We start from the raw sequence: 22641 nt of genomic DNA, 5'->3' as shown, positions 1-22641 counted from the left end.
AGGGTTTTTTTTATAACCATATGCCAGCTAAAATAACTATTGTCATACCACACATCACAATGACTAAATTTTTAATAGCCAGAACAAAGGTTTCTTGTTTTACTGGTTGTTTAATAAACGCACGCGCCTGTTTAAATATAATTGGTAAGAGTGCCACCATAGCATAACTTGTGACTGGTAACCAACCAACTAACGTTGCAATTATAATTTCAATAAAAGCAGCAGTTGTCCAAAAAACATACATTTGTTTACTTGCCTCAATGCCAAGATAATGGACAAGTGTTTGTCGTTTATTTTCTTCATCTTCATCGTGGTCTGCAATGTTATTAGCAAACATAATTTCAGCAATGAAAATAGTTAGAGGTAGACTCACAATAAACCATTGAAACAGGACACTGACCGTCGGTACCATACGCGTATTAACATAGACTTGTGCGACAAAAATGAAATAACCCATCGTTATGCCAGACACAACTTCACCAAATGGTGTATTGGTAATTGGCTTTGGACCAGCAGAATATAAATAACCAATTAAAAAACTGACAATACCAATGATCCAAGTAATGTAATCTGTCCTTAACGCAACGGCAATACCCGCTAAAGCAGCAATACCTGCTAAAATTTCAGCAACGTGAAGCACTTGCTTATGAGTTATTACCTCACCTTGAGCCTGTTCACGTAAAAATTCATTGGATTTTTGACGTTTTGCATCTTCATAGCGGTTAAATGTATTGACTGCCAGATGTACACTAATAGTCGCAACAATCAATAACACTGCATTCAACCAATTTAAACGTGCGTACTGCCACTGACTGTATGCCAAACCAACCATCAAGGGTGCAATGCTAGGAATTACTACGCGAATTTCAACTAAATCTAAAAACTGTTTTGGTGTCATTTTTAATTTAAACCTCTAATAAAACATTTTACCAGAAAACATCCCAAAACGGTTTCTCATATCTTGATTTTGCAAGGTAATACCTGCATTGTTTGTATTGACTAAATTTTTATACCAAACTATTTAGTAATAAAAGTTTGGTAAGCTTCACGCAAACTATTAGCGTATTCACCATTATCACGCATTGGTGCGTCCATGACAAATCCCAACAAAAAGTCTTGCACATCATCATCAATCAACTGCTCAGCCAAGGTCAACAAATCGGCGGACGTTGGCACGTCAACATTATTTCTGAGTATTGCAACGCCAATATCACCATAATTTAGTTCTGCACGAAAGCCTACTGCAGCTGATTTAATATCAACGTAGATTTTTTCATCTTTATCAATCCATACGCGAAAAGGCGCTTGGCTCTCGAATGTATACGGAATGTTAATAATTTCGGCAGCAGCAGTTAATGCTGTGCCTTGTTCTTTTTCAGTTAAGCCGTGATTTTTCATTATCATGATCCTTATTTTCAGTTTTGGCCATGTTAGACAACCCGCACAGTCTACCTTAACTATGCACCTTATTACAAAATTTGCAAGTCATAAATCCTATCGTTAGAGGCTATAACGTCAAAATTATCATTATATGATGACTTGTTAGTTACATGTCACAAACACTTGTCCTTTATAACCAATAGCGTTATATTATAATTACGTGAAAAGGAGCTTATGATGTCTTTAGAAATTACACAACAACAAATAGCCGCATTTAAAAAATCTTCACAATCGCCACTAACGAATATTGCACGCCGTGCCACGACGAAAACTGGCATACATAATGCCAGTTTTAATCAAGAAACTGTTAATGTGAATACTCCAATTTTTTCAATTGACCTCAATACTGGAAAAGTAGCCAATCAAAAACAATCTGGTCGTTGCTGGATGTTTGCGGCACTTAATACCATGAGGCATGATATCACCACTCTATTTCATCTGAGTGATGAATTTCAACTTTCGCAAAGTTATACCTTTTTTTGGGATAAATTTGAAAAAGCAAATTATTTTTATCAAAATGTATTAGATACTGCTATCGAACCATTGGATTCACGTAAGGTCTCTTTTTTGATGACAACCCCACAGCAAGATGGTGGTCAATGGGATATGATTGTTGCTCTAATCGAAAAATACGGGGTCGTACCGCAATCAGTGTACCCTGAATCAACCGCTTCATCTGCCTCACGCGAATTTAATACAACATTTAACACCTTACTACGTCATGATGCTGTGATTTTACGAGAACTCGTTGCCAATGACGCTACTGAAGCCAGCATCAACGCTAGACGTGAAGAAATGTTATCTCATGTTTATCGTGTCTTGTCAATTACATTTGGTGAACCGCCTGTCAATTTTGACTTTGAATACCGTGATACTGACAATCAATTTAAAATAGATCGTTCATTGACACCAAAAAGTTACTTTGACAAATTTGTTGGTTGGCAATTATCAGATTATGTGTCTATTATCAATGCCCCAACCGATGATAAACCTTTCAATGCCACTTACAACGTTGATATGTTAGGAAACGTTGTCGGTGGCCGGGAAGTCAAACATTTAAATGTCACGATCGACACAATGAAGGCACTGGCAATTGCGCAACTCAAAGATGGCAAATCAGTTTGGTTTGGTGTCGACATGGGGCCACAAGTTGACCGCACAAACGGCCTCATGGCTACCGGTATATTTGCCACTGATGAGCTATTTCAAGTGGATACAACAATGACAAAGGCACAACGTCTAGACTATGGTGACAGCCTGATGACACATGCAATGGTTTTAACCGGTGTTGATTTAGATGAAACTGGCAAACCAACTAAATGGCAAGTTGAAAATTCATGGGGCGAAAAAGCAGGTAAAAAGGGCTATTTCACAATGTCTGATGAGTGGATGAGTGAATATGCTTACCAAATCGTTGTTAATAAATCATATTTAAGTGACGAATTAGTCGATATTTACGACAATGCAACACCTAAACTCTTAGCGCCATGGGATCCAATGGGCGCTTTAGCTTAAAACAGTGATCAAAATAAAACACCAGCGACTAAATTAGTCGCTGGTGTTTTATTTTGATTGACCTTGACCACCTGTTTTAATCAAAACAAGCGCAACAATGCCACCAATAATTAATAACATACCATCTAGATGCATAATACCTTTAAACCCGTTATCAAAGGCTTGACGAACCGCCATTTGCAATTCTTTAGCAAATGGCGTTGCCATAACACGTTTGCTTGTCACAATGGCATGACCAGAAAATGGCCCTGCTGCAACCAACGCTTGGTTAAGTTCCGATATCATAGCTTTAGGCGCACCGAGAACATTGGGCAAGTGTTGCGTTAATCCAGTTTGATAACCATCCGCTAGACGTAACCCTTGGAAAACAACACCAAAGCTAACGCCTACTTGCATAAATGTTGAAATCATACCAGAGGCCATCCCCATTTGTCGTGGTTCAACCGATGACATAGCAGCTGTTGTCATGGGTGGATTAATGGATCCATTACCAATACCAATGAGAATAAATGCTGGCCAAAAATCAGCAAACGTTGCAGTATCAGTCGTTAAGGCACTTAAAGTAAATAATCCAACACCAATAAACATCGCCGATATCGCTAGCATATAACCATGACGCAAACGATTAGTCAGCATACCAGCAATTGGCCCTAGCACCAAAGAAAACCCTGAAATTGTGGCTTGTCTCAAGCCAGTGTCCCAAGCAGAATAGCCAACATAGTTTTGCATAAATGTTGATAAATAGGCAAAGAAACCATATAAACCGGCACCTAAGAAGAATGCCACCAACACAGCACCTGTAAAACTAGTAGACTTAAACATGCTTAAATCCATCATTGGATTTTTTGCCGTTTTTTGTCGCCAAATAAATAAAACAAATAAAATTACTGCTGCAATTAAGTAGCCTGCAACTTCTGGCTTACTCCAGTTCCAACTTGCATGCATTTCTTTTTGTACTAAGCCAAAAACTAACGAAAAAATCGTTCCAGCTGACAGTAGCATACCAATGTAATCAACGCCACCGGTATCATGGTGCGCCTGTTCATTTGAAATGAAGAGCAAAGCTAAAACAATCGTTATCAGCCCAATAGGCAGGTTAATTGTAAATATTGATTGCCATGCGAATGTATCGACTAGCCAACCACCAAGTAATGGTCCTGAGGCAGTCGAAAGTCCTATAATTGAACTTAATATCCCTAAAGCAATACCTCGCTCTTTGCCATTAAATGTCGTCCCAATAATGGCAAAAGATAACGACATCATAGCAGAACCACCAATAGCCTGGATAGCTCGGAAAATATGTAGCATACTAATGGATGTTGATACAGCATCCAGACCAGAACCAATTGTAAATATAATCAGGCCGATAATAAACATCAACTTACGGCCATATAAATCACCTAATTTTGCCCATATTAATAACAAAACTGAAAAAACAATGGTATAGGCTGAAATGACCCATTGTAAATCTGAATAAGAAGCATCTAAGCTTGCTTGAATACTAGGAAGTGCCACATTGACAACTGTCGTATCAATTAAGGCCATAAAAACGCCTAACGCAACGGCAATCAACGCTAGCCAGCGTTTTGGATTGCGTGTTTGTTCTGTTGTCATTACTTTAACTCACTTTCAATTGTATCTAGATAGGATAGATAAGTATCTGCCAAACCAATTTGTAATTGATTTGTTTGCATAGCAGATTTTAAAAACGGCGCATCTGGATGATGACGTTGTAATTGATCAATATGTGCACTATGCTTGTCACGCTGCGCCTGCTTTTCAGCCCGAAAATCAGTGATTATTTTTTGAGCCAGTGCCCGTTCTACTAAAGATAAGCTAGATAGCTTAAACAAATAAACATCATTCATATGCGCATTCTTTTTCACTGGTTCACGCATTAATGTCTCAAATCTTTCCCGACCCAACTGTGTGACATGTAACTTTTTTTTACCCCGCCAGTCTAAGTCATCTGTCATCAAAATGGTGCCCGCTATCTCCATTTTTTCCAGTAACGGATATAACACACCAAAACTAACTTTACGATTGTCACCTAAAACATTTTCAAGTACAAAACGTAATTTATAAGCTGATCGATCAGTAAACAATAACTGTCCTAATATATATAACTCATACATGTTGCGCCCCCTACTATATCTTTTAGATAGTTAATACGTCATTATTTTATATCTTTTAGATAGTTTTGTCAAACTTTTTAGCACACAAAAAAGCAAACTATCATAATAATAGTTTGCTTTTTTAATATTACTATTACATCATACCTGGCATACCACCTTGTAGCATAGCTGGTGCAGCATCATCACTTGGCAACTCAGCTACAACGGCTTCTGTTGTTAACAACAAGGCTGATACTGACGCAGCATTTTGCAAAGCTGAACGTGTTACCTTGGTTGGGTCAACAATACCAGCTGCAATCATATCTACCCATTCGTTTGTTGCGGCATTATAACCAAAGCCTTCAACTTGTTCTTTCAACTTATTGACAATCACTGAGCCTTCAAAGCCAGCGTTTTCAACAATTTGACGAACTGGGGCTTCTAGTGCCTTAATAACCGTATTAATACCAGTTTGAACATCACCTACTTCTGACAAAGCAGTTACAGCTGAAATAGCATTAACTAGGGCTGTACCACCACCAGAAACAAAACCTTCTTCAACAGCGGCACGTGTAGCATTTAATGCATCTTCAATGCGGTACTTGCGTTCTTTTAGTTCAGTCTCAGTTGCAGCACCAACATTAATTACAGCAACACCACCAGCTAACTTTGCCAAACGTTCTTGTAACTTTTCACGATCAAAGTCAGAGGTTGTTTCAGCAATTTGTTGTTTGATAGTTTCGACACGAGTTGAAACCGCAGCCTTGTCGCCAGATCCTTCAACAACTGTCGTATTATCCTTTGTAACATTAACCTTACTTGCTTGACCAAGTTGATCAATGGTCACATCTTTCAAGTTCAAACCAAGATCTTCAGTAATGACAGTACCACCTGTCAAAACAGCGATATCTTCCAATTGCGCCTTACGACGATCACCAAAGCCAGGTGCCTTAACGGCAACAACGTTGAATGTGCCACGCATCTTGTTCAAAACAAGTGTTGGCAAAGCTTCTCCAGTAATGTCATCAGCAATAATTAATAGTGCACGACCTTGTTCAACAACACTTTGTAACACTGGCAAAACATCTTGAATATTGCTAATCTTTTTATCTGTAATTAAGATATAGGGATTATCCAAGTTGGCTTCCATTTTATCGTTATCTGTCACCATGTACTGTGACATATAGCCACGATCGAATTGCATACCTTCAACAACATCTAACGTTGTTTCGATACCCTTTGATTCTTCAATTGTAATCACACCGTCATTGCCAACTTTATCCATGGCTTCAGCAATTAATTCGCCGACTTCCTCATTAGAAGCAGAAATAGATGCAATTTGTGCAATTTCCGCTTTTGTGCTGACTGTATGTGACATTTCATGTAACTTTTTAACAGCTGCAGCAGTCGCCTTTTCAATTCCGGTACGTATGCCAACTGGATTGGCACCAGCAGTCACGTTCTTTAAGCCTTCAGCAACAATTGCTTGTGTCAAAACAGTCGCTGTTGTCGTGCCATCACCAGCAATGTCATTTGTTTTTGAAGCAACTTCAGCAACAAGCTTTGCACCCATATTTTCAAAATGATCTTCGAGTTCGATTGCTTTAGCAATTGTTACACCATCATTAGTGATTGTTGGTGCACCATAAGATTGTTCCAAAACAACATTACGACCCTTAGGACCAATTGTTGTCTTAACTGTATTAGCTAGTTTATCAACACCAGCCTTCATCTTTGAACGTGCATCTTCTGAAAACTTTAATTCTTTAGCCATTATTAAAATACCTCTTTAGAATTTTTTATTTAATATCAATTTTTTTATGTTGTTTATTCTACAATTGCAACGATATCTTTTTCATGGAGTACTAGGTAATCTGTACCCTCAAAGGATACTTCTTGTCCTGCATACTTATCAAATAAAACCTCATCATCGATTTTAACTGCCAAATCACGGATTGATCCATCGTTCAAGACATATCCTGTCCCTGCAGCAATAATTTTACCTGTTACTGGCTTATCCTTAGCATTATTAGCCAACACAATACCACCAACTGTTTGTTCCGCAGCTTCTGTTACTTCAATAATCACGCGATCACCTAATGGTTTCAACATGAGATAATACCTCCAATTTTTATTTTTAGCACTCTTTTTTAAAAGAGTGCTAACTACAGTTACAAGTATAGCACGTTGCCACTTATTGTCAATAAAAAAGGGCTTCAAGTTGGTTAGATTTTAACTAACTTTCTTGAAACACTGTATGTATCATATGTTATAGCAGTATCTTTAATTAAATAAAAGTACCACCATGTGCCTCACTGATATCGTAAGCAATAATGAACGCTTGTGAGTCAACTGCATGCAGCCCACGAACGAATCGATTATATTCTTGCTTATCTAAAATAACCATTAACATTTCACGGCCATCGCCTGTGTAACCACCACGAACGTCCATTATCGTATAGCTCGTTTCATTGTCATTAAGATATATTTTAATGGCTTCAATATTTTGATTACTGGTGATATAGATCATCTTTCGTCGATCTAACCCTGTCTCGATATAGTCCATCACAAAAGCTGTGATTACCAACGAGAATAATGCCAGTATTAACGCTTCTAACCCTTGTGTTATTAGATTACCTAGAGATACTACTGTATCAATGATTAAGAGTGACAACGCTGGTGCAATTCGAAAATACTTTTTTAATATCATCGGTGGCACAGCCGTGCCACCACTAGATGCATCAACGCGATATAATATTGCAACGCCAACTGCAAAAATAGTCCCACCAACTAACACTGCAAAAGTACGATCACTCAATAATTGAAAACTAGGTGTTACTTTCAGTAAAATTGGCAATATTAGACTGCCAAACGTAATTCTGGCGGTTGTGCCTTTGTCTAAAAAAATGCCAGCTAGGATAATCATTAGTATGTTAATGATCAATACGGTGAACGCCCTATCAAAACCAGTTAATTCATTCACCAGAATAGCAAAACCGGTGGCCCCACCTGCAGCAACTTTAGCCGGCGCATAGAAAAAATTGATACTCACTGCCACAATTTCTAATGCAACAATAATTGTCAAATAACGTACAACTTGAAATTTTTTCAATAATTTCATTAAATACCTTTCTTATATTTCTTTTTAAAGGTTGATAAAATACGTTTTAAAACTGTTGGATTTCTCAATACTTTGTCATTTCCAACGTGACCACGTACTGCTTTCAATATAAGGCCAGACTGCGGCGAAGAAAAATCAAAATTTCCTTTATCTGTTTCAATGCGAAAACGACGACTAATTTTATTTTTTGAAGACACACTTGTATATACAACATTAACATTCTGCCACGGAATTTGGATATAATCATCTACATTGTTGTCATTAAAAAATTCAAAAGCTTTATCTCCAACCAAAAATTTACCATACTGTGCCCCGATTCCCAAAAAAGAAATACCTTGTGCTGTCAAATCAACACTTCTATTAAGTGATTGTACCATACTTATACCCCCTACTTTCTAAACGCATTTGCCCACTGATATTCATTGCTTTTATGAGCTGTATGTACAAAGGCGCCCGTCAACTTGGCGAGCGCCTTTATTAAGTCAATTATAACATTACATAATGTGGAGTACGCGCATCAATATACCAAAGATAAAGATTCCCACAATCATAACAATAGGTGACACCTTTTTCTTAAGTAACCACATTGCAAAGAATGTCAATAACAATCCCATCAAACCAGGAATTAGACTATCTAAGTTAGCTTGCAGTGTGTTAGGCGCCATTTTTGTGAGTGAAAGTCCAGAAGCCTGATCACCTAATATTTGTTGTAACTTACCACCGGTAACGCTACCGTTTGGGAAGTTAATATACGCACCTTCAGCTAATTTCTTGGCTGGCAATGCTACAGTAAATTTGATTGATACCCAGCGTTCAACCAAGACCGCTAAGATAAACATACCCAGAATTGACGCACCCTTGGTAATATCTTTCAACAAACCGCCTGACAAATCTTGTGTGATAGCGGATCCAGCACGGTAACCAAATTCTTGTGTATACCAGATAAATGACATACGGATTAAGTTCCACAAAACAAAGAATAAGATTGGGCCTAAAATGTTACCTGAAAGTGCTAATGAAGCACCCAATGCACCTAATATAGGACGAACCGTGAACCAGAACACTGGATCACCAATACCAGCCAAAGGACCCATCATACCAATTTTAACACCCTGAATGGCAGTATCATCAATTGCAGCACCATTGGCACGCTCTTCTTCCAAAGCCAAAGTGACACCAATAATAGGTGAAGCAACGTATGGATGTGTGTTGAAGAACTCTAAGTGTCGCCTTAACGCAGCTGATCGATCTTCTTTCGTTGTATATAATTTTTTAATCGCTGGGATTAATGTATATGCCCAGCCGACGTTTTGCATACGTTCGTAGTTCCATGAACCCTGTAAGAATTGTGAACGCCATGCGACAGATAAACGATCATTACGTGTTAGTTCAATCTTTTCAGTCATCATATCGCTCCTTTCTAATACTGGTTCAAAATGTCGCCAACCGGATCACCCGAATTGCCACCATTTGAACCACCGCCATTATTGCCACCCATCTTTGATAGATTGATATAAATCAAAGCAAGCGCAACACCAATAGCACCAAGAGCAATTAATGTTAATTGACTAACCGCTGCCAAAGCAAAGCCAATAGCGAAGAAAGGCCAAACTTCACGAGTTGCCATCATATTAATAACCATTGCATAACCAACAGCAACGACCATGCCGCCCCCGATCGTCATACCACCAGTAAGCCAAGCTGGCATTGCTCCCAAAGCTGCTTGAACTGCTGAAGCTGGAATAGCAATTAACAAACCAGCTGGAATAGCAATACGCAAACCTTGTAGCAAAATACCAACCAAATGTAAGCGTTCAATGGTTTGATACTTACCCTCTTTGGCTGCCGCATCGGCGCCATGGGTCAACCCAACGGCAATTGTACGAACAATCATTGTTAAGAATAAGCCAGCGACAGCCAAAGGAATGGCTGAAGCAACCGCAACACCAATACCTGTTGATGTAAAGTTGCCACCCTTAACCATAATGATAGCTGAAGCCACTGAAGCAAGCGCAACATCGGGCGCAACAGCGGCGCCGATATTAGCCCAGCCAAGCGCGATCATTTGTAACGAGCCACCAAGCATAATACCTGCTGTTAAATGACCAGTAACCAATCCTATTAATGTTGCCGAAACCAATGGTTGATGAATTTGAAATTCATCCAAAATACCTTCCATACCTGCGAAGAAGGCAATGATTACGACTAAAACCACTGCGATTATAGACATAGTTTAAACACCTTTCTTAATAAACGTTTTTAAGTTATTTAACGTTAGCTTTTTTAATTAAATCAAACAAATTCAAACTGCTATCACTGGGTACTTTACGTACATCAAATGCGACGCCTAAATCACGTAATTTTTCAAACGCTGCTACATCAGTTTTGTCCATCGACAAAACTTTGTTAACCATAGTTTTGCCTTCTGAGTGGGCCATAGAACCAACGTTCAAAGATTTAATTGGCACGCCACCTTCAACTGCTCGCAAAACATCTTCTACAGTTTCAAACAATAAGAACGCAGACACACCACCAAAACGGTCATCGCTAGCAACATCTATCATTTTACTAATTGGAATGATATTAGCTTGAACGCCATTTGGCGCTGCCTGTTGAATTAAGCTTTTACGTAACTCATCACCAGCAACTGCATCAGAAACAACAATAATACGATTGGCTTTGGAATCAGGTGTCCACGCTGTAGCAACTTGACCGTGCAACAATCGTGTGTCTAACCGTGCCAGCTTAATATTGATGTGTCCTGCCTTTAAACCAGCAGTTGCATCAGTTTTAACAGCCGCTTTTGGTGTCGCTTCTTCTGCCTCTGGAACAGAACGCACACCCTCTTTGGCAACTGGTACTAAATACTTAGCTAAATCAGCTGCCGTATTCATACCAAGTCGGCCACCATATGCTTCAATAAGCATAGGTAAATTCAAACCAGCAACAATTGCTTTATGTTCTGAGTCTTGCTTTTGAATTAAGCTGGCTCGATTGAACGGTGATCCTCCCCATAAATCAACCAAAAACAATGTGTCATCGTCATTATCAAACTTTGCTAATGCCTCTTGATAATGTTTATCTAAATCGTCTGGCCCTTCTGTGGGCTGGAATGTGACAACTTCGACGTTTTTTTGTTCTCCGAAAATCATTGAACCTGACATTAAAATGCCTTTTGCAAAGTCGCCATGACTGGCAACAATAAGATTAACCATCGATAATCTCCTTCTACATAAATTGTTTACCTATTAATTATAGCCAAGTACAATCAAGTTGTAAACGCTTTCATGATAATATGTTCTACTACCATTTACAATTATTAGTATACCCTACTTATGAAAAAAAGTAAACGCTTTCATTACACTTTACACACTGTCCGCGTAAAAATTACAAACAGCTTTCTGAAAACTTACACTACCCTTTAATTGTCTAAGTAGGCTAGCTCTTGATTACTGTAACTATCCGGTGTCACAAAGCTAACCATGATATCACCTTTACCATCTAACGTATAATTACCAGTATCTTTTAACATAATAAAATTGTCACCTTTTTTGAGATCATACGTTTCATCATCATGAGTCAATGTGATTTTACCAGTAATAACATTAAATAGTTCATAAGGATGATGTTGATTGAAGTGACTAGTGCCGCGCACTGATAACTTATCAATTGTGAATTTTGGTGATGTTAACAAGCGTGTCATGATTGTATTGCCTTGCATGCGTGTTCTTTGGTTTAAAATAGGATCAACATGTGGCACCTTTGTCACTGCAAGTGCTTCTTCAACTTGCAACGGCCTCAATTTATTGGTCGTTGCATCTACGCGATCAAAATCATAAAAGCGATAGGTTGTGTCTGAACTTTGCTGAATTTCAAGTGCTAACACGCCTGCACCAAGTGCATGGAATGTGCCGGCAGGCACATAGAAGAAATCACCTTTTTGAACAGGAATCGTCCGTAATAGCTTGTCCCATGCTTTATTTTCGACTTGTTTGGTTAACTCCGCCTTATTTTGAGCTAAATGGCCATAATAAAGTTTGGCATTCGGCGTCGCATCTAAGATGTACCAACTTTCAGTTTTTCCAAATTTTTCTGATGACTGCTTGTCATTAGGATGCACTTGAATAGACAAGTTGTCGTGCGCATCAAGTATTTTAACAAGTAAAGGAAACGCCTGATGTGCATCATGACCACCAAACAATTCAGGTTGTTCATCCCATAACTGGGTTAACGTACGACCGCGATATTTACCATTAGTAACTGTGGAAACACCATTACTATGTGCAGCGATGACCCATGCTTCGCCAACATGATCTGTTGCTAAATCATAATCAAATTGTTTTAGCCTTGTGCCACCCCATATTTTGTTATGAAGCTCTGGTTGTAACATTAACACTGTCATTGTTATTTTCTCCTTGCCAAACAATAAATTAAAATATTTTGATACAGTACTTTAAAACGTTTTACTGAATCAATTTGTATGCGCTTTCATTTTAACACAAAAAAAGAAAAAGGCCTACATGATATCATAGATCCTTTTCTTATTACTTATCTTAGTACGGTAAATCTTTGCCTAGATACACCAGTTTTTGTATTTTTAGATTATCAGCTGCACCAGTCATATTATTTTTTTGCATATACTGATAAACAAGTCGCGCATTCTTCCCTCTGGTCGATGCAATTATATTTTTTTCATCAGGTGATACTTCCCAATCATCATTAAAATTAACCGCATTTTGAACAACGTCTCCTCTGTCATTAAGCGCATAATTTTTTAAGACAGTTACAAAACTACCGTCTTGCTGTGTCATGAATTCTAATTGACATTGCGCTTCCCACCAACGGCCCTGATATTTTTGATTAGCAAACATAATCAAATTTTGGCGTCGTTTAGATGACCATTGTGCAAATCCAATATCCTTATGCGTATCTGTACTACTTTTTGTATGTTCCAAAGAACGATATGCCCAATCGCCTGCAACAGCAATTGGATCAATTCCCGATTCTTGAATCCAATTCCCTAAAATGCCAGCTATACTGCTACTAGACATACCATACTCGTCATGCAAGTAAGTATAAATTTGACGAATATATTGTTGATTACCAATATTTTCCTTATTATTTTTATTCGTGTTTGCGTTCACTTTTGTTTTTACACTGCTTTGCGTTGATTTTGAGACTGATGACACAGACTGATTACTTGCCGTTGTTTGCATTATTGTCACACCTATTAATAAAACACCAAACACAATGACAACGAGTTTAACAAAACTATTTTTAAATATTTGCATAATCATTATCGACTAATTATTGTAAACAGACTTTAACAAATAATTTGTCGCATACATCCCCTCTTTAATATTTCGATGTAGATATTTACGACTCATGGCTTGAAACGTATAATGATCATCAATCACTAGAATACTGTCATATTTTGAAATCAGGTCAATGAACTGCGTGCGGTTCAACTGGCTAATGTCTTCTCTCGCATCTACATTGTTAGCATACAGATAGTATTTGCCAACATATTGTACAAAATAGCTATTGACTTGTGTCTTATCCGCACTAATAATCAAATATTTTTTATTAGTCAACACCATATGATTACCAGTGATATGGCTTATTTTGTATGGTACACTTTCCCGATAAGTGTTTAAATTATAGCTCATACCATTATTTTCAGACAATATTAACAATACGCTAATGAAAAATAATGTGATACTCGCATATTGATAGATATACTTCTGTTTAACATTTATAAAAGATCGTATTGTTCTCCTGGTTATATCTTGTTCATAAAATGCATGATCAATTGCCCGGACAGCAAAAAAAGCATACATACCTAAGCCTAATATAACAATACTAGCAGCATAACGATCAAACCCAGCTAATGCTAAAGCTTCCTCAGTAGGCATCGAAAACACAAACATCATTAACATACCAATGTAATAAAAAATAATGATAATATTGACACTGATTAACCCTTTAAATAATATTGTTTTTTGGTGTGACACAACATGTATTAAATAAATTGTCACAATAAATAGCACATTAATTAAGACTATACCTTGTGTTGGTATAGTAGATAATGTTATGAGATGATGCCAAAATTTTTGTACTATAGCGCTAATTATTTCCGGCGTTTTAGCTTCATAAATATCATGATAAGCAGTAACACTAATCTCATGTTTAGATAATTGTTGTCCAAACGTTTGATGAACATGCCACAACCACAGAAGATAGGGCGCCATACTAGCCGTCATCGTCCCCAATATCAACAGTGCTTTTTTGCCTAGAGGCCACTTTTTATCACGATACTTAATGATAGTCAGTAAAAAATAACCGAGGACAATCATAGTAAAAAACAAACTATTATTTTTGACTATACCTAAGACGCTTGTTAAACAGATAGTCATAGTTGCCATAAAGTACACATTTTTGCGATAAAAAAATATACTTGCTATTGCTGCCAAAGTTAGTAATGGCAACACATAATCAACTAATAAATTATTCATGCGTATCGCAATATTAAAGTAATTAAATACTGTCATAACCAAAAACATCACGGCGAACGTTAACACATTATTTTTATCTTTAATAACTGCTACCATGGCATACAGACAAGCCATTAATAAACAAAACTGAGCAAAAATCATTACACCGTCATTGAACCCAACAAAATTGACAAAATAGTAACACCATAAAGAGGTCCCAATCGGATAAGACGAAAAACCAATAATAGTGCTATTAAAATCTGGCAAAGCTTGCTGAGTCAACAAGTACTTAACAATCAACGCCCAATGCGAAAAATTGTCATAGTGCAACAATCGGCTCCGCATCAATGTTGGCGTTAACAACATGAAGTAACCCAAAAAAGTAATTGTTATCATGTTAATTTTTTTAATGGTTATACCATTTTTACGCCAATTATCTATAATAAAACTTACTAACATTAAAGGTGAAGATTAATCTCGACGGAGATAGTCTTCACCTATTTTTGATTTATTCTAAAATAGGTTGTGAAGCATAGGTCGCGGATTTTTTTGGCACTGGATGTCGTGAATAAAAGTGGCCGTTTCACTGGCGTTACCACACAATTTGTTCTTAGTAAGTTAGACGCTAGACGTCGAGTATAGAAAATTAGATGGTGATGGCTGCCAGTGACTGTTTCAATCAATTATTCTTTGGAGGTGCACTCATGCACGCTGTTATTGGTATTGATGTTTCGAAGGCAACCAGTCAAGTTGCCGTCGCTGTTGATGGTAAGGTTGTACAAAATTTTAAGATCACCCATGATGTCTTTGGGTTCAATCAGTTAAATTCGGTCATTATGCAGTTTAATACGTTCCCAGATATCGTGTTTGAGGCGACAGGCGTTTATTCGAGACGTTTAAAAACTTTCTTAGAGGCCCACAATTATCCTTATACTTACCTGAATCCTTTGACCGCTAAAAAGCAATTGGATCAATTACGTCCTAACAAAAATGATCTTAACGATGCCAAGCATTTGGCGGAAACGCAATTCATTTTAAAGCGTGCTAAAAGTTACGTCCAGAATCCGATTTATATTGAACTACAAGATATGAGTCGTTTTTACCAACAGTTAAACCACGATATTGTGTCCGCTAAAAATCGGCTACATCGTTTGCTTCAATTGACTTTCCCAGAAATTGAAACCTTGTTTTCAACTACCGATAGCCAACAATATTGGGAGATTGTGTCGTTAATCCCTCATGCCACAATGGCTAAGCATTCACGACAAACGTTATCCGATACGATTCAAAGCAGCGTCAGTCGTCAAATCGGTGTTGCGCGTTTAACACGACTCGTTGATAAACTAGTAGCGCTTGGCAGCCTATCAGCGCCTGCTGTTGCCGTTGCTTCGTATAATGTCACCGAGGTGCGTTATTATGCGCAGCGCTTAATTGCGTTATCTCAAAGCAAGGCCAATGTCTTAGCGACTATGGTTGATCAGACTAAAGATTTACCCGAATATGACATTTATCAGAGTATACCAGGATTCTCGGACAAAACAGTGGTTTCTCTAATCGCTGAATTAGGTGATTTGCATCGTTTTGCGACTAGTAACAAATTGAATGCCTTTGTCGGGATTGACTTACGATTTAATGATTCAGGTGATTATAAAAGTTCTGGGTTCATCACAAAGCGAGGTAATACAATCGCCAGAAAAGTGCTATTCAAAGCCATTAGTAACATTGCTAGTACGGCAACTTATGGTCATCAAAATCATATCAATGATTGGTATCAAAAGAAAAAGCAATCTTCAATGTCAAAGGGAACAAAGAAAATTGCTATTGGTGCGATGTCACGTCTCTTACGAACCATGCACTATCTGGTTTTGAATAACCAATTGTACGATTACGATACAGCGTCAAAGCGCTAGAATTGTACATTTATAAGCCTAACATTTTGCAAAACCAATGTGAAGACATCGGTTTATTTTAGTAGTGCTTGATGACCAATTGCAGCATCATAAAAAGAAGCTAAATGCCTTGAAACACTTGACTTCTGGTAGAAAATAAATTCCTAAAAGTATACCTATTCGTGGCAGTATTAACCCAAAAAATGATAATAAATGCACGAAACTAGCTAAATATAATATTATAATTATGATGCATGCCTCTAATAACCAAGAAAGATATTTATAACCATTAAATTTGGTTCTCAAAAGGCTGACATACCCATAATTAGAAAATATTAGTATCATCATTTTTATGCCGATAATTATCATATTACTACTCCTTATTACCTTTTGGCAGCGCTGTGTTTAATCGTTCGATACGCTTATTGATATTCTCAAAAAGAAGATCGAATGTCGTCACCCATTTATCTCGTTTTTGAGGCAATCGTTTATTAAAACCATCATGTATAATTTGTAATAATATTTGATAATTCAACTCATCATTTGCTTCTATTTTTAATATACAGCCATCCTGTTCATCAAAACTTTTAAAATATGCACCTACATCAGCTGTATATTGGCTCGTTTCAATGGTCACATCATACCTTTTCTGTCGACGTAACATTGTTTCTTGTGGCAAATGAATTGCGATTTCTGATGTTGTTAAATAGTTAATGACTACATTTGTTGTTAACTGAATATCACTAATATGAACTTGGCCTTCGACGGCAAATTTAGGTTCCTCATTGTTATGTTTGCCAATAAACACTAATACAGCCAAAAAAGTATTGATTAAATTATTTAACAACCAAAAAGTAATGACACTGCCATACATGATTTCTGATCCAAATTTGCCATAATTAAATTTAATTAAACTCACAATAGTCAATACCAAAATAATAACATGCGGTATCATGTACAAAAAATCTTTTTTATTATTTCCGGATATATTCTTTTTAGTGACTTTAAACCGTGAATTTTTAATACCAATTGTCTCTAATATGACAGGCACCACCAAATATGGGGCAAAGAAAAGTTCTTGAATTTCACCCCACCTTTGATTTGTTAGATTACTAGAAATATCTTGTTTAACTAATAACAACAATAAATAACCTGGTATCCAAAAAATTAATAATAACCAAAAATTTGTATTAACAACACGAAAACCAAATAATGCAAACAGTATTGGCGCAAATACAAACAACATACGACCAAGAAAGGACCACCAATAAAGATAACCATTAAAATATATTAATTTCTGTTTCCAAGTTAACCCCTTATTTGTTAACAAATGCAGGTTTTTGGTACTTTGAATCATACCACGAGCCCATCTTGTTCGTTGTTTAAACACGCTCCCTGTATCGGTTGGTGTTAATCCACTTCCCATCGGTTCTGTTGTTGATATGCTGCTATAACCACAACTATTTATTTGAGCGCCCAGTTGAAAATCTTCAGTGAGCGTGTTGGTTGGAAAACCGCCCGCTTCAACAATAGCCTCACGCAAAAATAAAGTATTCGAGCCTGTATATATTGCACTGCTATGACTGGCATTTAAGACATTGACTTCCTTAGAAAAAAAATCTTGTTCATTAGGAATCACACGATTAGCGTAAAGATTATGTTGAAAAACATCTTCATTATAAAAACTTTGCGGTGTTTGAACAAAGCCAATTTTTTTATTAACGCGTTTACCATAACTGGCAAAAAAATAAGGTACGACTGTTGTTAAAAAATCAGCGTACGGAATCATATCAGCATCAAACGTTGCGACTAATGGCGAGTGGCTATATTTTAATGCATGATTAAAATTACCAGATTTAGCATGTTGATTATGACTTAAACCAATATAGTTAATATCGAATTTTTGCGCCAATGCCTTCATTTCAGCTCTGTTTTGATCATCACATAAATACACATGTATTTTATTTTTATCTGGGTATCTTAAAAAAGTACACGCATTGATCGTTTGATAAAGTAACTCAACATTTTCATTATGAGTGGCAATTAAAATATCAACTTCTGGAAAAACATCTGCTGATGTTACAACAGGTTTAGGCGTTGATCGATAAGTTGTGTTATTCCAAATTAAAATAAATGCTGTTGCGATAGACAACACTTCACTCACCCACAACAATATGCCATAAATCATCTCAAAAAAAGATTGATTAAAAGGGACTGTGAATATTAGCCGCCACACAAGGTAAACAATTGAACAGACTAATGCACCAGCATAATAGATTTTTTTCATTCTACTCATTGTCGTTGCCCCTTAAATACAACATGTTTTTGCACCTGATAGCTCAAAATAAACAAGCAAGCATCAACAATCACCTTTAAAATTGTCATATTAACGTGTGCAAAATATTGATTTAAAATTATAACAAACCCTGCAGATAGTAGCATTTGAACTAACACTAACGTATAGTATCCAATCAGACTCAACCGATTATTATTTTTAAAAACAAATTTCCAATTAATATAGTAGTTAACTATAGATGACATTAATCGAGATACAATTGACGCAATAATCACCACCATACTCACCGATAGCTTATTTAATACGCCAATCATGAACATAAAAATAAGAATATCTACAGCAAATGAACTAATAGCAGCAACTATATATTTGAAAAACACACCATAAATACGTAAAGAATCATGAATGACTCTAAAATGAGATGATTTATTACCTTCTAAATAAATTGTTTTAATCGGTACCTCAACAATATTAATATCATAATCTGTTGCCTCTAAAATCATATTCATTTCAAATTCAAATCTATCGCCTTGCATATTAATCAATGGCTTAAAGTACCTCTTAGGAATGACCCGCAGACCAGTTTGTGTATCTGATACTTTTATTCCCGTGAGGAGTTGCATAAATTTTGCTGTCAAAATATTTCCAAATTTACTGCGTAACGGTACAGCATGATCAAAAGCTCTGGTACCTAGTATTAAATCTTTTGGGCTTGTTAAAAACGTGTTAGTACACTTTATCATATCAGCCACAGTATGCTGTCCGTCAGAGTCAATCGTAATGACACCAATCGCTTCTGGTATCGTTTTCAAAACATAATTAATAGCTGTTTTTATTGCCCGCCCCTTACCAAAATTACTGTTGTGCTTTAAAACAATAACCTGAAATTTTTTTTGAATAGCTGTAAAAATGTCATCATACTTTTTTGAACTACCATCATTAACGACGATGATTTCTTGATTAACTTCTTTACTAGAGCTATATAATTGCTTAATTAACGTTATTAATCTATCATCTGGATTTAAAGATGGAATAACAATTGGTATCTGAGCCATTTACTTTCCTTACTTTATGTTAATACTCATAACGACATAATTTTTACAGACATCCACCAATTATTGATAGTACAACTTGCGACTGAAGTAATGAGTTCGTATCACATTAGTAAACTGTTACGCAAAAAAAATATCGATTATTTCAACACTTAAACCATCCGCTATCTTCTTAGCAGTTGGCGGTGATGGAAATTTTTTACCGTTTAAATACTCTATCATTAGTGAATAATTAACTTTAATACGCCGAGAAAAGCCTGCAATGCTTTCACCTTGCATCGCAATTTTTTCTTTAACTTCAATAGCGTCACGAAATTTCAATGTTACTGCCATATGTATTTTCCTTTTTTATTATTATCTTGGTATATTATACAATTAATGTATCACATCGTCAAACACTTTATGCCATATTTGTTTTACATTTGTTATGTATGTGCTTTATATTTGTATATGATAAAAAGTATATTGTTATGGAGAATAATTATGATCACGAATGAAGAATTTGGTACACAAATCAAGAAGATAAGAGAAAACAAACACTTTACTGTTCGCCAAACAGCATTACAAGGTGGCTTTTCTTCGGCCTACTTGTCACAAATTGAAAATGGTAAAAAAAATATTCCCAAAATTGCAACTTTGTATAAAATTGCTAAGGGTTTACGTATATCACAAGATGACATTTTAATGCTTGCCGGTATTACTCATCTCGAAGATACACCAACAAATGCAAACGTAGATCTTGGTGAACAACTTGAAAATAATGAATTACTTTTATCATTTGAAGGTAAAGAATTATCACCAGAATATCGCCAAGCAATTTTATCTATTTTAAAAACATTACCTGATGCTGATCACAATTCGTAAAGAAATGGGTATTTATGTCTACGTATAATGCAGTTACAGATTACCTAGAAAATATTATACAAAATAATCACATAACCTTGATTCACGTATCAGGTTCATCTACTGACCCCGATGTGGTCAATGCCAAAAAAAAAGTTATCATTATTAATCGTCATTATCAGACACATTTTAGTTACCATTTTCGTCTAGCACATGAAATTGCTCATTTACTGTCTGAAACAACACACACTTATAATTTCAGTCAACTTTCAAAAGCCACATCTGAAAAACAAGCTAATTTAACTGGCATTAAACTACTATCCGATTGTTATTTTTCTGAGCACCAATCGCACATCATGCGTTGGGAACGCCGATTTCAATTTATAGAAACATTTGGTTTAGGACAATTAACACATTTAGTAGAGCACGTGTTAACACCAATATAAAAAGACAGACATCATTTTGAGCGCGCTTAAGCACGTTAATATGATGTCTGTCTTTCTCATTAATTCTTGCTATTTCAGAGTGAACCCTTTTAACTTTGGATACTCACCTAATTTTTTGTAGTCTTGTTTACGAGTAAGCATTTTAGCATTATTTTGTGTCCATGAACTATCTATGCCACGGTCTGAATAATATTTTACCATTGTCTTATCATAGACCGCGACAGCGTCTGCCATTTGCTCTTGACTATAATTTTCTTTCATCAAAATACCATCCACTGGTAACTTCGGTTTGATACCCGGTTCTTGTGCTGGGTAACCGATCGAAAATCCCATAACTGCTTTAACTAATTTTGGCAATTGTAGTTTTTCTTCATAGAGTTCAAAAGCACGTAAGGCGCCAGCCATTGTCACACTACCAAGCCCAAGTGATTCCGCTGCAACTTGGGCACGACCAAGTGCGATTCCGGCAGAAATAATACCGCCTTCAAGCATAGCATAGCTTGACAGCACCTCCTCAGCCTGTTTGCGTATCTCTGGTGACAAACCAATCAGATCTTTATTAAAATCCACTGTCACGACAAAATAACGCATAGCACTTTCAATATAGGCCATACCAACTTGGGCAGTTATCTCGGCTTTTAGCGCTTGGTCAGTAATTTCAACAAATGTTACGGGTTGATAATTATTAATATTTGGTCCTGCACTGGCTGCTGTCAAAATTGTTTTAACGATTTCATCTGACACCGGTTGATCTGTAAATGCACGAATCGACTTATGATTATTGAGTACATCTATTGTGTTATTTGACATTGTTTTACTTTGTGACAAGATACACTAATTGAATATAGTGACTGCCACAATTCCTTTCAATTATGTTACATAGATTTTACCATTTTTTTATGATAAAATAACAAGAATATTAGTGGAGGCAGTTATGCAGTTTGGTAGATTTCGAATAGGACTACGTACTTTAAAAACCGCGTTGGCCGTTATGATCATTATTACAGCTTTTTATTTTTTTCATCGACCACCTTTTGTTGCTGCATTGGCATCTGTCTTTGCGTTGCGTGAAAGTTGGGACAAAACACTTAGTTTTGCAAAAATACGTTTGGTTTCAAATACAGTTGGTGGTTTGTTGGCTTTAATTTATTTTTTAGTACATTCATACACACATAACGCGACTTGGGTATCAATGATTTTTTTGCCATTTCTTGTTATTATTGCAATTGTTTTTCTAGATGGCTTTAATTTCAATAGTGGTGTCATCGGTGCACTCGCAGCTTTACTAATGATTTCACTAAATATTCCCGCAGGTGCCACTGTACTTTACGTGATTGATCGTATCATTGATACTTTTATTGGTGTCCTTGTATCAATTGGTGTCAACCGCTTTGCATCCCCGAAATCAAAAAACTCAAAATAAAAAACGCC

At 36.5% G+C, this 22641-nt stretch carries 23 protein-coding genes; 5 read left to right on the top strand and 18 right to left on the bottom strand.

Features of this window, described 5'->3' with window-relative positions:
- Positions 1-10: 10 nt before the first annotated feature.
- Complete coding sequence (locus tag K5Q14_RS08805) at positions 11-898, bottom strand: prenyltransferase (RefSeq protein ID WP_220735385.1); 888 nt, start codon at positions 896-898, stop codon at positions 11-13.
- A gap of 119 nt (positions 899-1017) precedes the next feature.
- Positions 1018-1398: a hypothetical protein gene (locus K5Q14_RS08800; RefSeq protein ID WP_220735384.1), complete on the bottom strand. Its 381-nt coding sequence runs from the start codon at positions 1396-1398 to the stop codon at positions 1018-1020.
- 219 nt (positions 1399-1617) lie between these two features.
- On the opposite strand from K5Q14_RS08800, the gene K5Q14_RS08795 reads away from it, so the two are divergent.
- Positions 1618-2955, top strand: coding sequence for a C1 family peptidase (locus K5Q14_RS08795; RefSeq protein ID WP_220735387.1), 1338 nt, complete (start codon positions 1618-1620; stop codon positions 2953-2955).
- Positions 2956-3003: 48 nt separating this feature from the next.
- On the opposite strand, the gene K5Q14_RS08790 is transcribed toward K5Q14_RS08795, so the two are convergent.
- From K5Q14_RS08790 to K5Q14_RS08735, 12 genes are all read right to left on the bottom strand, one after another.
- Positions 3004-4569 carry an MFS transporter gene (locus tag K5Q14_RS08790; RefSeq protein WP_220735383.1) on the bottom strand — a complete coding sequence of 522 codons (1566 nt, stop codon included), beginning with the start codon at positions 4567-4569 and terminating at the stop codon, positions 3004-3006.
- Positions 4569-5090, bottom strand: a complete 522-nt coding sequence (locus tag K5Q14_RS08785) for a PadR family transcriptional regulator (RefSeq protein WP_220735382.1) — start codon at positions 5088-5090, stop codon at positions 4569-4571. Before K5Q14_RS08785 ends, K5Q14_RS08790 begins: the two co-directional genes overlap by 1 nt.
- A gap of 133 nt (positions 5091-5223) precedes the next feature.
- The gene (gene groL, locus K5Q14_RS08780) at positions 5224-6843 is read right to left on the bottom strand and encodes a chaperonin GroEL (protein ID WP_220735381.1); all 1620 of its coding nucleotides are present in this window, start codon (positions 6841-6843) and stop codon (positions 5224-5226) included.
- A 53-nt stretch (positions 6844-6896) separates the two neighbouring features.
- Positions 6897-7181 (bottom strand): co-chaperone GroES, encoded by a 285-nt coding sequence (gene groES / locus K5Q14_RS08775; RefSeq protein WP_220735380.1) that lies wholly within the window; start codon positions 7179-7181, stop codon positions 6897-6899.
- A gap of 175 nt (positions 7182-7356) precedes the next feature.
- Positions 7357-8190, bottom strand: coding sequence for a YitT family protein (locus K5Q14_RS08770; protein WP_220735379.1), 834 nt, complete (start codon positions 8188-8190; stop codon positions 7357-7359).
- A complete protein-coding gene (locus K5Q14_RS08765) occupies positions 8190-8567 on the bottom strand; it encodes a DUF956 family protein (RefSeq protein ID WP_220735378.1) in 378 nt (125 codons plus the stop codon). The genes K5Q14_RS08770 and K5Q14_RS08765 overlap by 1 nt, the downstream gene beginning before the upstream one ends.
- Before the next feature lie 117 nt (positions 8568-8684).
- Positions 8685-9596 carry a PTS system mannose/fructose/sorbose family transporter subunit IID gene (locus tag K5Q14_RS08760; RefSeq protein WP_220735386.1) on the bottom strand — a complete coding sequence of 304 codons (912 nt, stop codon included), beginning with the start codon at positions 9594-9596 and terminating at the stop codon, positions 8685-8687.
- A 14-nt stretch (positions 9597-9610) separates the two neighbouring features.
- Positions 9611-10420, bottom strand: a complete 810-nt coding sequence (locus K5Q14_RS08755; protein ID WP_220735377.1) for a PTS mannose/fructose/sorbose transporter subunit IIC — start codon at positions 10418-10420, stop codon at positions 9611-9613.
- Positions 10421-10454: 34 nt separating this feature from the next.
- The gene (locus K5Q14_RS08750) at positions 10455-11405 is read right to left on the bottom strand and encodes a mannose/fructose/sorbose PTS transporter subunit IIA (protein ID WP_220735376.1); all 951 of its coding nucleotides are present in this window, start codon (positions 11403-11405) and stop codon (positions 10455-10457) included.
- Positions 11406-11611: 206 nt separating this feature from the next.
- Positions 11612-12592 (bottom strand): type I phosphomannose isomerase catalytic subunit, encoded by a 981-nt coding sequence (locus K5Q14_RS08745; protein ID WP_220735375.1) that lies wholly within the window; start codon positions 12590-12592, stop codon positions 11612-11614.
- Positions 12593-12743: 151 nt separating this feature from the next.
- A complete protein-coding gene (locus K5Q14_RS08740) occupies positions 12744-13481 on the bottom strand; it encodes a phage tail tip lysozyme (RefSeq protein WP_220735374.1) in 738 nt (245 codons plus the stop codon).
- Positions 13482-13493: 12 nt separating this feature from the next.
- Positions 13494-15143 (bottom strand): hypothetical protein, encoded by a 1650-nt coding sequence (locus K5Q14_RS08735; protein ID WP_246587638.1) that lies wholly within the window; start codon positions 15141-15143, stop codon positions 13494-13496.
- A 245-nt stretch (positions 15144-15388) separates the two neighbouring features.
- On the opposite strand from K5Q14_RS08735, the gene K5Q14_RS08730 reads away from it, so the two are divergent.
- Positions 15389-16594: an IS110 family RNA-guided transposase gene (locus K5Q14_RS08730; RefSeq protein ID WP_040189635.1), complete on the top strand. Its 1206-nt coding sequence runs from the start codon at positions 15389-15391 to the stop codon at positions 16592-16594.
- A 352-nt stretch (positions 16595-16946) separates the two neighbouring features.
- Here K5Q14_RS08730 and K5Q14_RS08725 read toward each other — a convergent pair whose 3' ends face one another.
- From K5Q14_RS08725 to K5Q14_RS08715, 3 genes are all read right to left on the bottom strand, one after another.
- A complete protein-coding gene (locus K5Q14_RS08725) occupies positions 16947-18869 on the bottom strand; it encodes a glycosyltransferase family 2 protein (protein ID WP_220735373.1) in 1923 nt (640 codons plus the stop codon).
- Positions 18866-19924 carry a bifunctional glycosyltransferase family 2/GtrA family protein gene (locus K5Q14_RS08720; protein WP_220735372.1) on the bottom strand — a complete coding sequence of 353 codons (1059 nt, stop codon included), beginning with the start codon at positions 19922-19924 and terminating at the stop codon, positions 18866-18868. The genes K5Q14_RS08725 and K5Q14_RS08720 overlap by 4 nt, the downstream gene beginning before the upstream one ends.
- 117 nt (positions 19925-20041) lie before the next feature.
- Positions 20042-20254: a helix-turn-helix domain-containing protein gene (locus K5Q14_RS08715; RefSeq protein ID WP_220735371.1), complete on the bottom strand. Its 213-nt coding sequence runs from the start codon at positions 20252-20254 to the stop codon at positions 20042-20044.
- 150 nt (positions 20255-20404) lie between these two features.
- Between K5Q14_RS08715 and K5Q14_RS08710 the strand changes: the two genes are divergently transcribed.
- Together K5Q14_RS08710 and K5Q14_RS08705 are read left to right on the top strand one after the other, a co-directional pair.
- The gene (locus tag K5Q14_RS08710) at positions 20405-20785 is read left to right on the top strand and encodes a helix-turn-helix domain-containing protein (protein ID WP_220735370.1); all 381 of its coding nucleotides are present in this window, start codon (positions 20405-20407) and stop codon (positions 20783-20785) included.
- 14 nt (positions 20786-20799) lie between these two features.
- On the top strand, positions 20800-21210 hold the full coding sequence (locus K5Q14_RS08705) for an ImmA/IrrE family metallo-endopeptidase (RefSeq protein ID WP_220735369.1): 411 nt from the start codon (positions 20800-20802) through the stop codon (positions 21208-21210).
- Positions 21211-21279: 69 nt separating this feature from the next.
- Here K5Q14_RS08705 and K5Q14_RS08700 read toward each other — a convergent pair whose 3' ends face one another.
- Positions 21280-22020, bottom strand: coding sequence for a nitroreductase family protein (locus K5Q14_RS08700; protein WP_220735368.1), 741 nt, complete (start codon positions 22018-22020; stop codon positions 21280-21282).
- A 124-nt stretch (positions 22021-22144) separates the two neighbouring features.
- On the opposite strand from K5Q14_RS08700, the gene K5Q14_RS08695 reads away from it, so the two are divergent.
- Entirely contained in the window at positions 22145-22633 is a 489-nt protein-coding gene (locus tag K5Q14_RS08695) for an FUSC family protein (protein ID WP_220735367.1), read from the top strand.
- Positions 22634-22641 lie beyond the last annotated feature (8 nt).

This window comes from Leuconostoc inhae, from assembly GCF_019656015.1.
Classification (GTDB): domain Bacteria; phylum Bacillota; class Bacilli; order Lactobacillales; family Lactobacillaceae; genus Leuconostoc; species Leuconostoc inhae_A.
This window is presented reverse-complemented; position numbering and strand designations above follow the sequence as displayed.

Excerpts from the sequence above, each read along its gene's own strand:
- K5Q14_RS08730 (WP_040189635.1), top strand. The coding sequence starts at position 15,389 with ATGCACGCTGTTATTGGTATTGATGTTTCGAAGGCAACCAGTCAAGTT.
- K5Q14_RS08715 (WP_220735371.1), bottom strand. The coding sequence starts at position 20,254 with ATGGCAGTAACATTGAAATTTCGTGACGCTATTGAAGTTAAAGAAAAA.
- groES (WP_220735380.1), bottom strand. The coding sequence starts at position 7,181 with ATGTTGAAACCATTAGGTGATCGCGTGATTATTGAAGTAACAGAAGCT.
- K5Q14_RS08755 (WP_220735377.1), bottom strand. The coding sequence starts at position 10,420 with ATGTCTATAATCGCAGTGGTTTTAGTCGTAATCATTGCCTTCTTCGCA.
- K5Q14_RS08695 (WP_220735367.1), top strand. The coding sequence starts at position 22,145 with ATGCAGTTTGGTAGATTTCGAATAGGACTACGTACTTTAAAAACCGCG.
- K5Q14_RS08720 (WP_220735372.1), bottom strand. The coding sequence starts at position 19,924 with ATGGCTCAGATACCAATTGTTATTCCATCTTTAAATCCAGATGATAGA.
- K5Q14_RS08725 (WP_220735373.1), bottom strand. The coding sequence starts at position 18,869 with ATGAGTAGAATGAAAAAAATCTATTATGCTGGTGCATTAGTCTGTTCA.
- K5Q14_RS08745 (WP_220735375.1), bottom strand. The coding sequence starts at position 12,592 with ATGACAGTGTTAATGTTACAACCAGAGCTTCATAACAAAATATGGGGT.
- K5Q14_RS08700 (WP_220735368.1), bottom strand. The coding sequence starts at position 22,020 with ATGTCAAATAACACAATAGATGTACTCAATAATCATAAGTCGATTCGT.
- K5Q14_RS08770 (WP_220735379.1), bottom strand. The coding sequence starts at position 8,190 with ATGAAATTATTGAAAAAATTTCAAGTTGTACGTTATTTGACAATTATT.
- K5Q14_RS08800 (WP_220735384.1), bottom strand. The coding sequence starts at position 1,398 with ATGAAAAATCACGGCTTAACTGAAAAAGAACAAGGCACAGCATTAACT.
- K5Q14_RS08760 (WP_220735386.1), bottom strand. The coding sequence starts at position 9,596 with ATGACTGAAAAGATTGAACTAACACGTAATGATCGTTTATCTGTCGCA.
- K5Q14_RS08710 (WP_220735370.1), top strand. The coding sequence starts at position 20,405 with ATGATCACGAATGAAGAATTTGGTACACAAATCAAGAAGATAAGAGAA.
- K5Q14_RS08740 (WP_220735374.1), bottom strand. The coding sequence starts at position 13,481 with ATGCAAATATTTAAAAATAGTTTTGTTAAACTCGTTGTCATTGTGTTT.
- K5Q14_RS08805 (WP_220735385.1), bottom strand. The coding sequence starts at position 898 with ATGACACCAAAACAGTTTTTAGATTTAGTTGAAATTCGCGTAGTAATT.
- K5Q14_RS08785 (WP_220735382.1), bottom strand. The coding sequence starts at position 5,090 with ATGTATGAGTTATATATATTAGGACAGTTATTGTTTACTGATCGATCA.
- K5Q14_RS08790 (WP_220735383.1), bottom strand. The coding sequence starts at position 4,569 with ATGACAACAGAACAAACACGCAATCCAAAACGCTGGCTAGCGTTGATT.
- K5Q14_RS08705 (WP_220735369.1), top strand. The coding sequence starts at position 20,800 with ATGTCTACGTATAATGCAGTTACAGATTACCTAGAAAATATTATACAA.
- K5Q14_RS08750 (WP_220735376.1), bottom strand. The coding sequence starts at position 11,405 with ATGGTTAATCTTATTGTTGCCAGTCATGGCGACTTTGCAAAAGGCATT.
- K5Q14_RS08765 (WP_220735378.1), bottom strand. The coding sequence starts at position 8,567 with ATGGTACAATCACTTAATAGAAGTGTTGATTTGACAGCACAAGGTATT.
- K5Q14_RS08795 (WP_220735387.1), top strand. The coding sequence starts at position 1,618 with ATGTCTTTAGAAATTACACAACAACAAATAGCCGCATTTAAAAAATCT.
- K5Q14_RS08735 (WP_246587638.1), bottom strand. The coding sequence starts at position 15,143 with ATGTTAGTAAGTTTTATTATAGATAATTGGCGTAAAAATGGTATAACC.
- groL (WP_220735381.1), bottom strand. The coding sequence starts at position 6,843 with ATGGCTAAAGAATTAAAGTTTTCAGAAGATGCACGTTCAAAGATGAAG.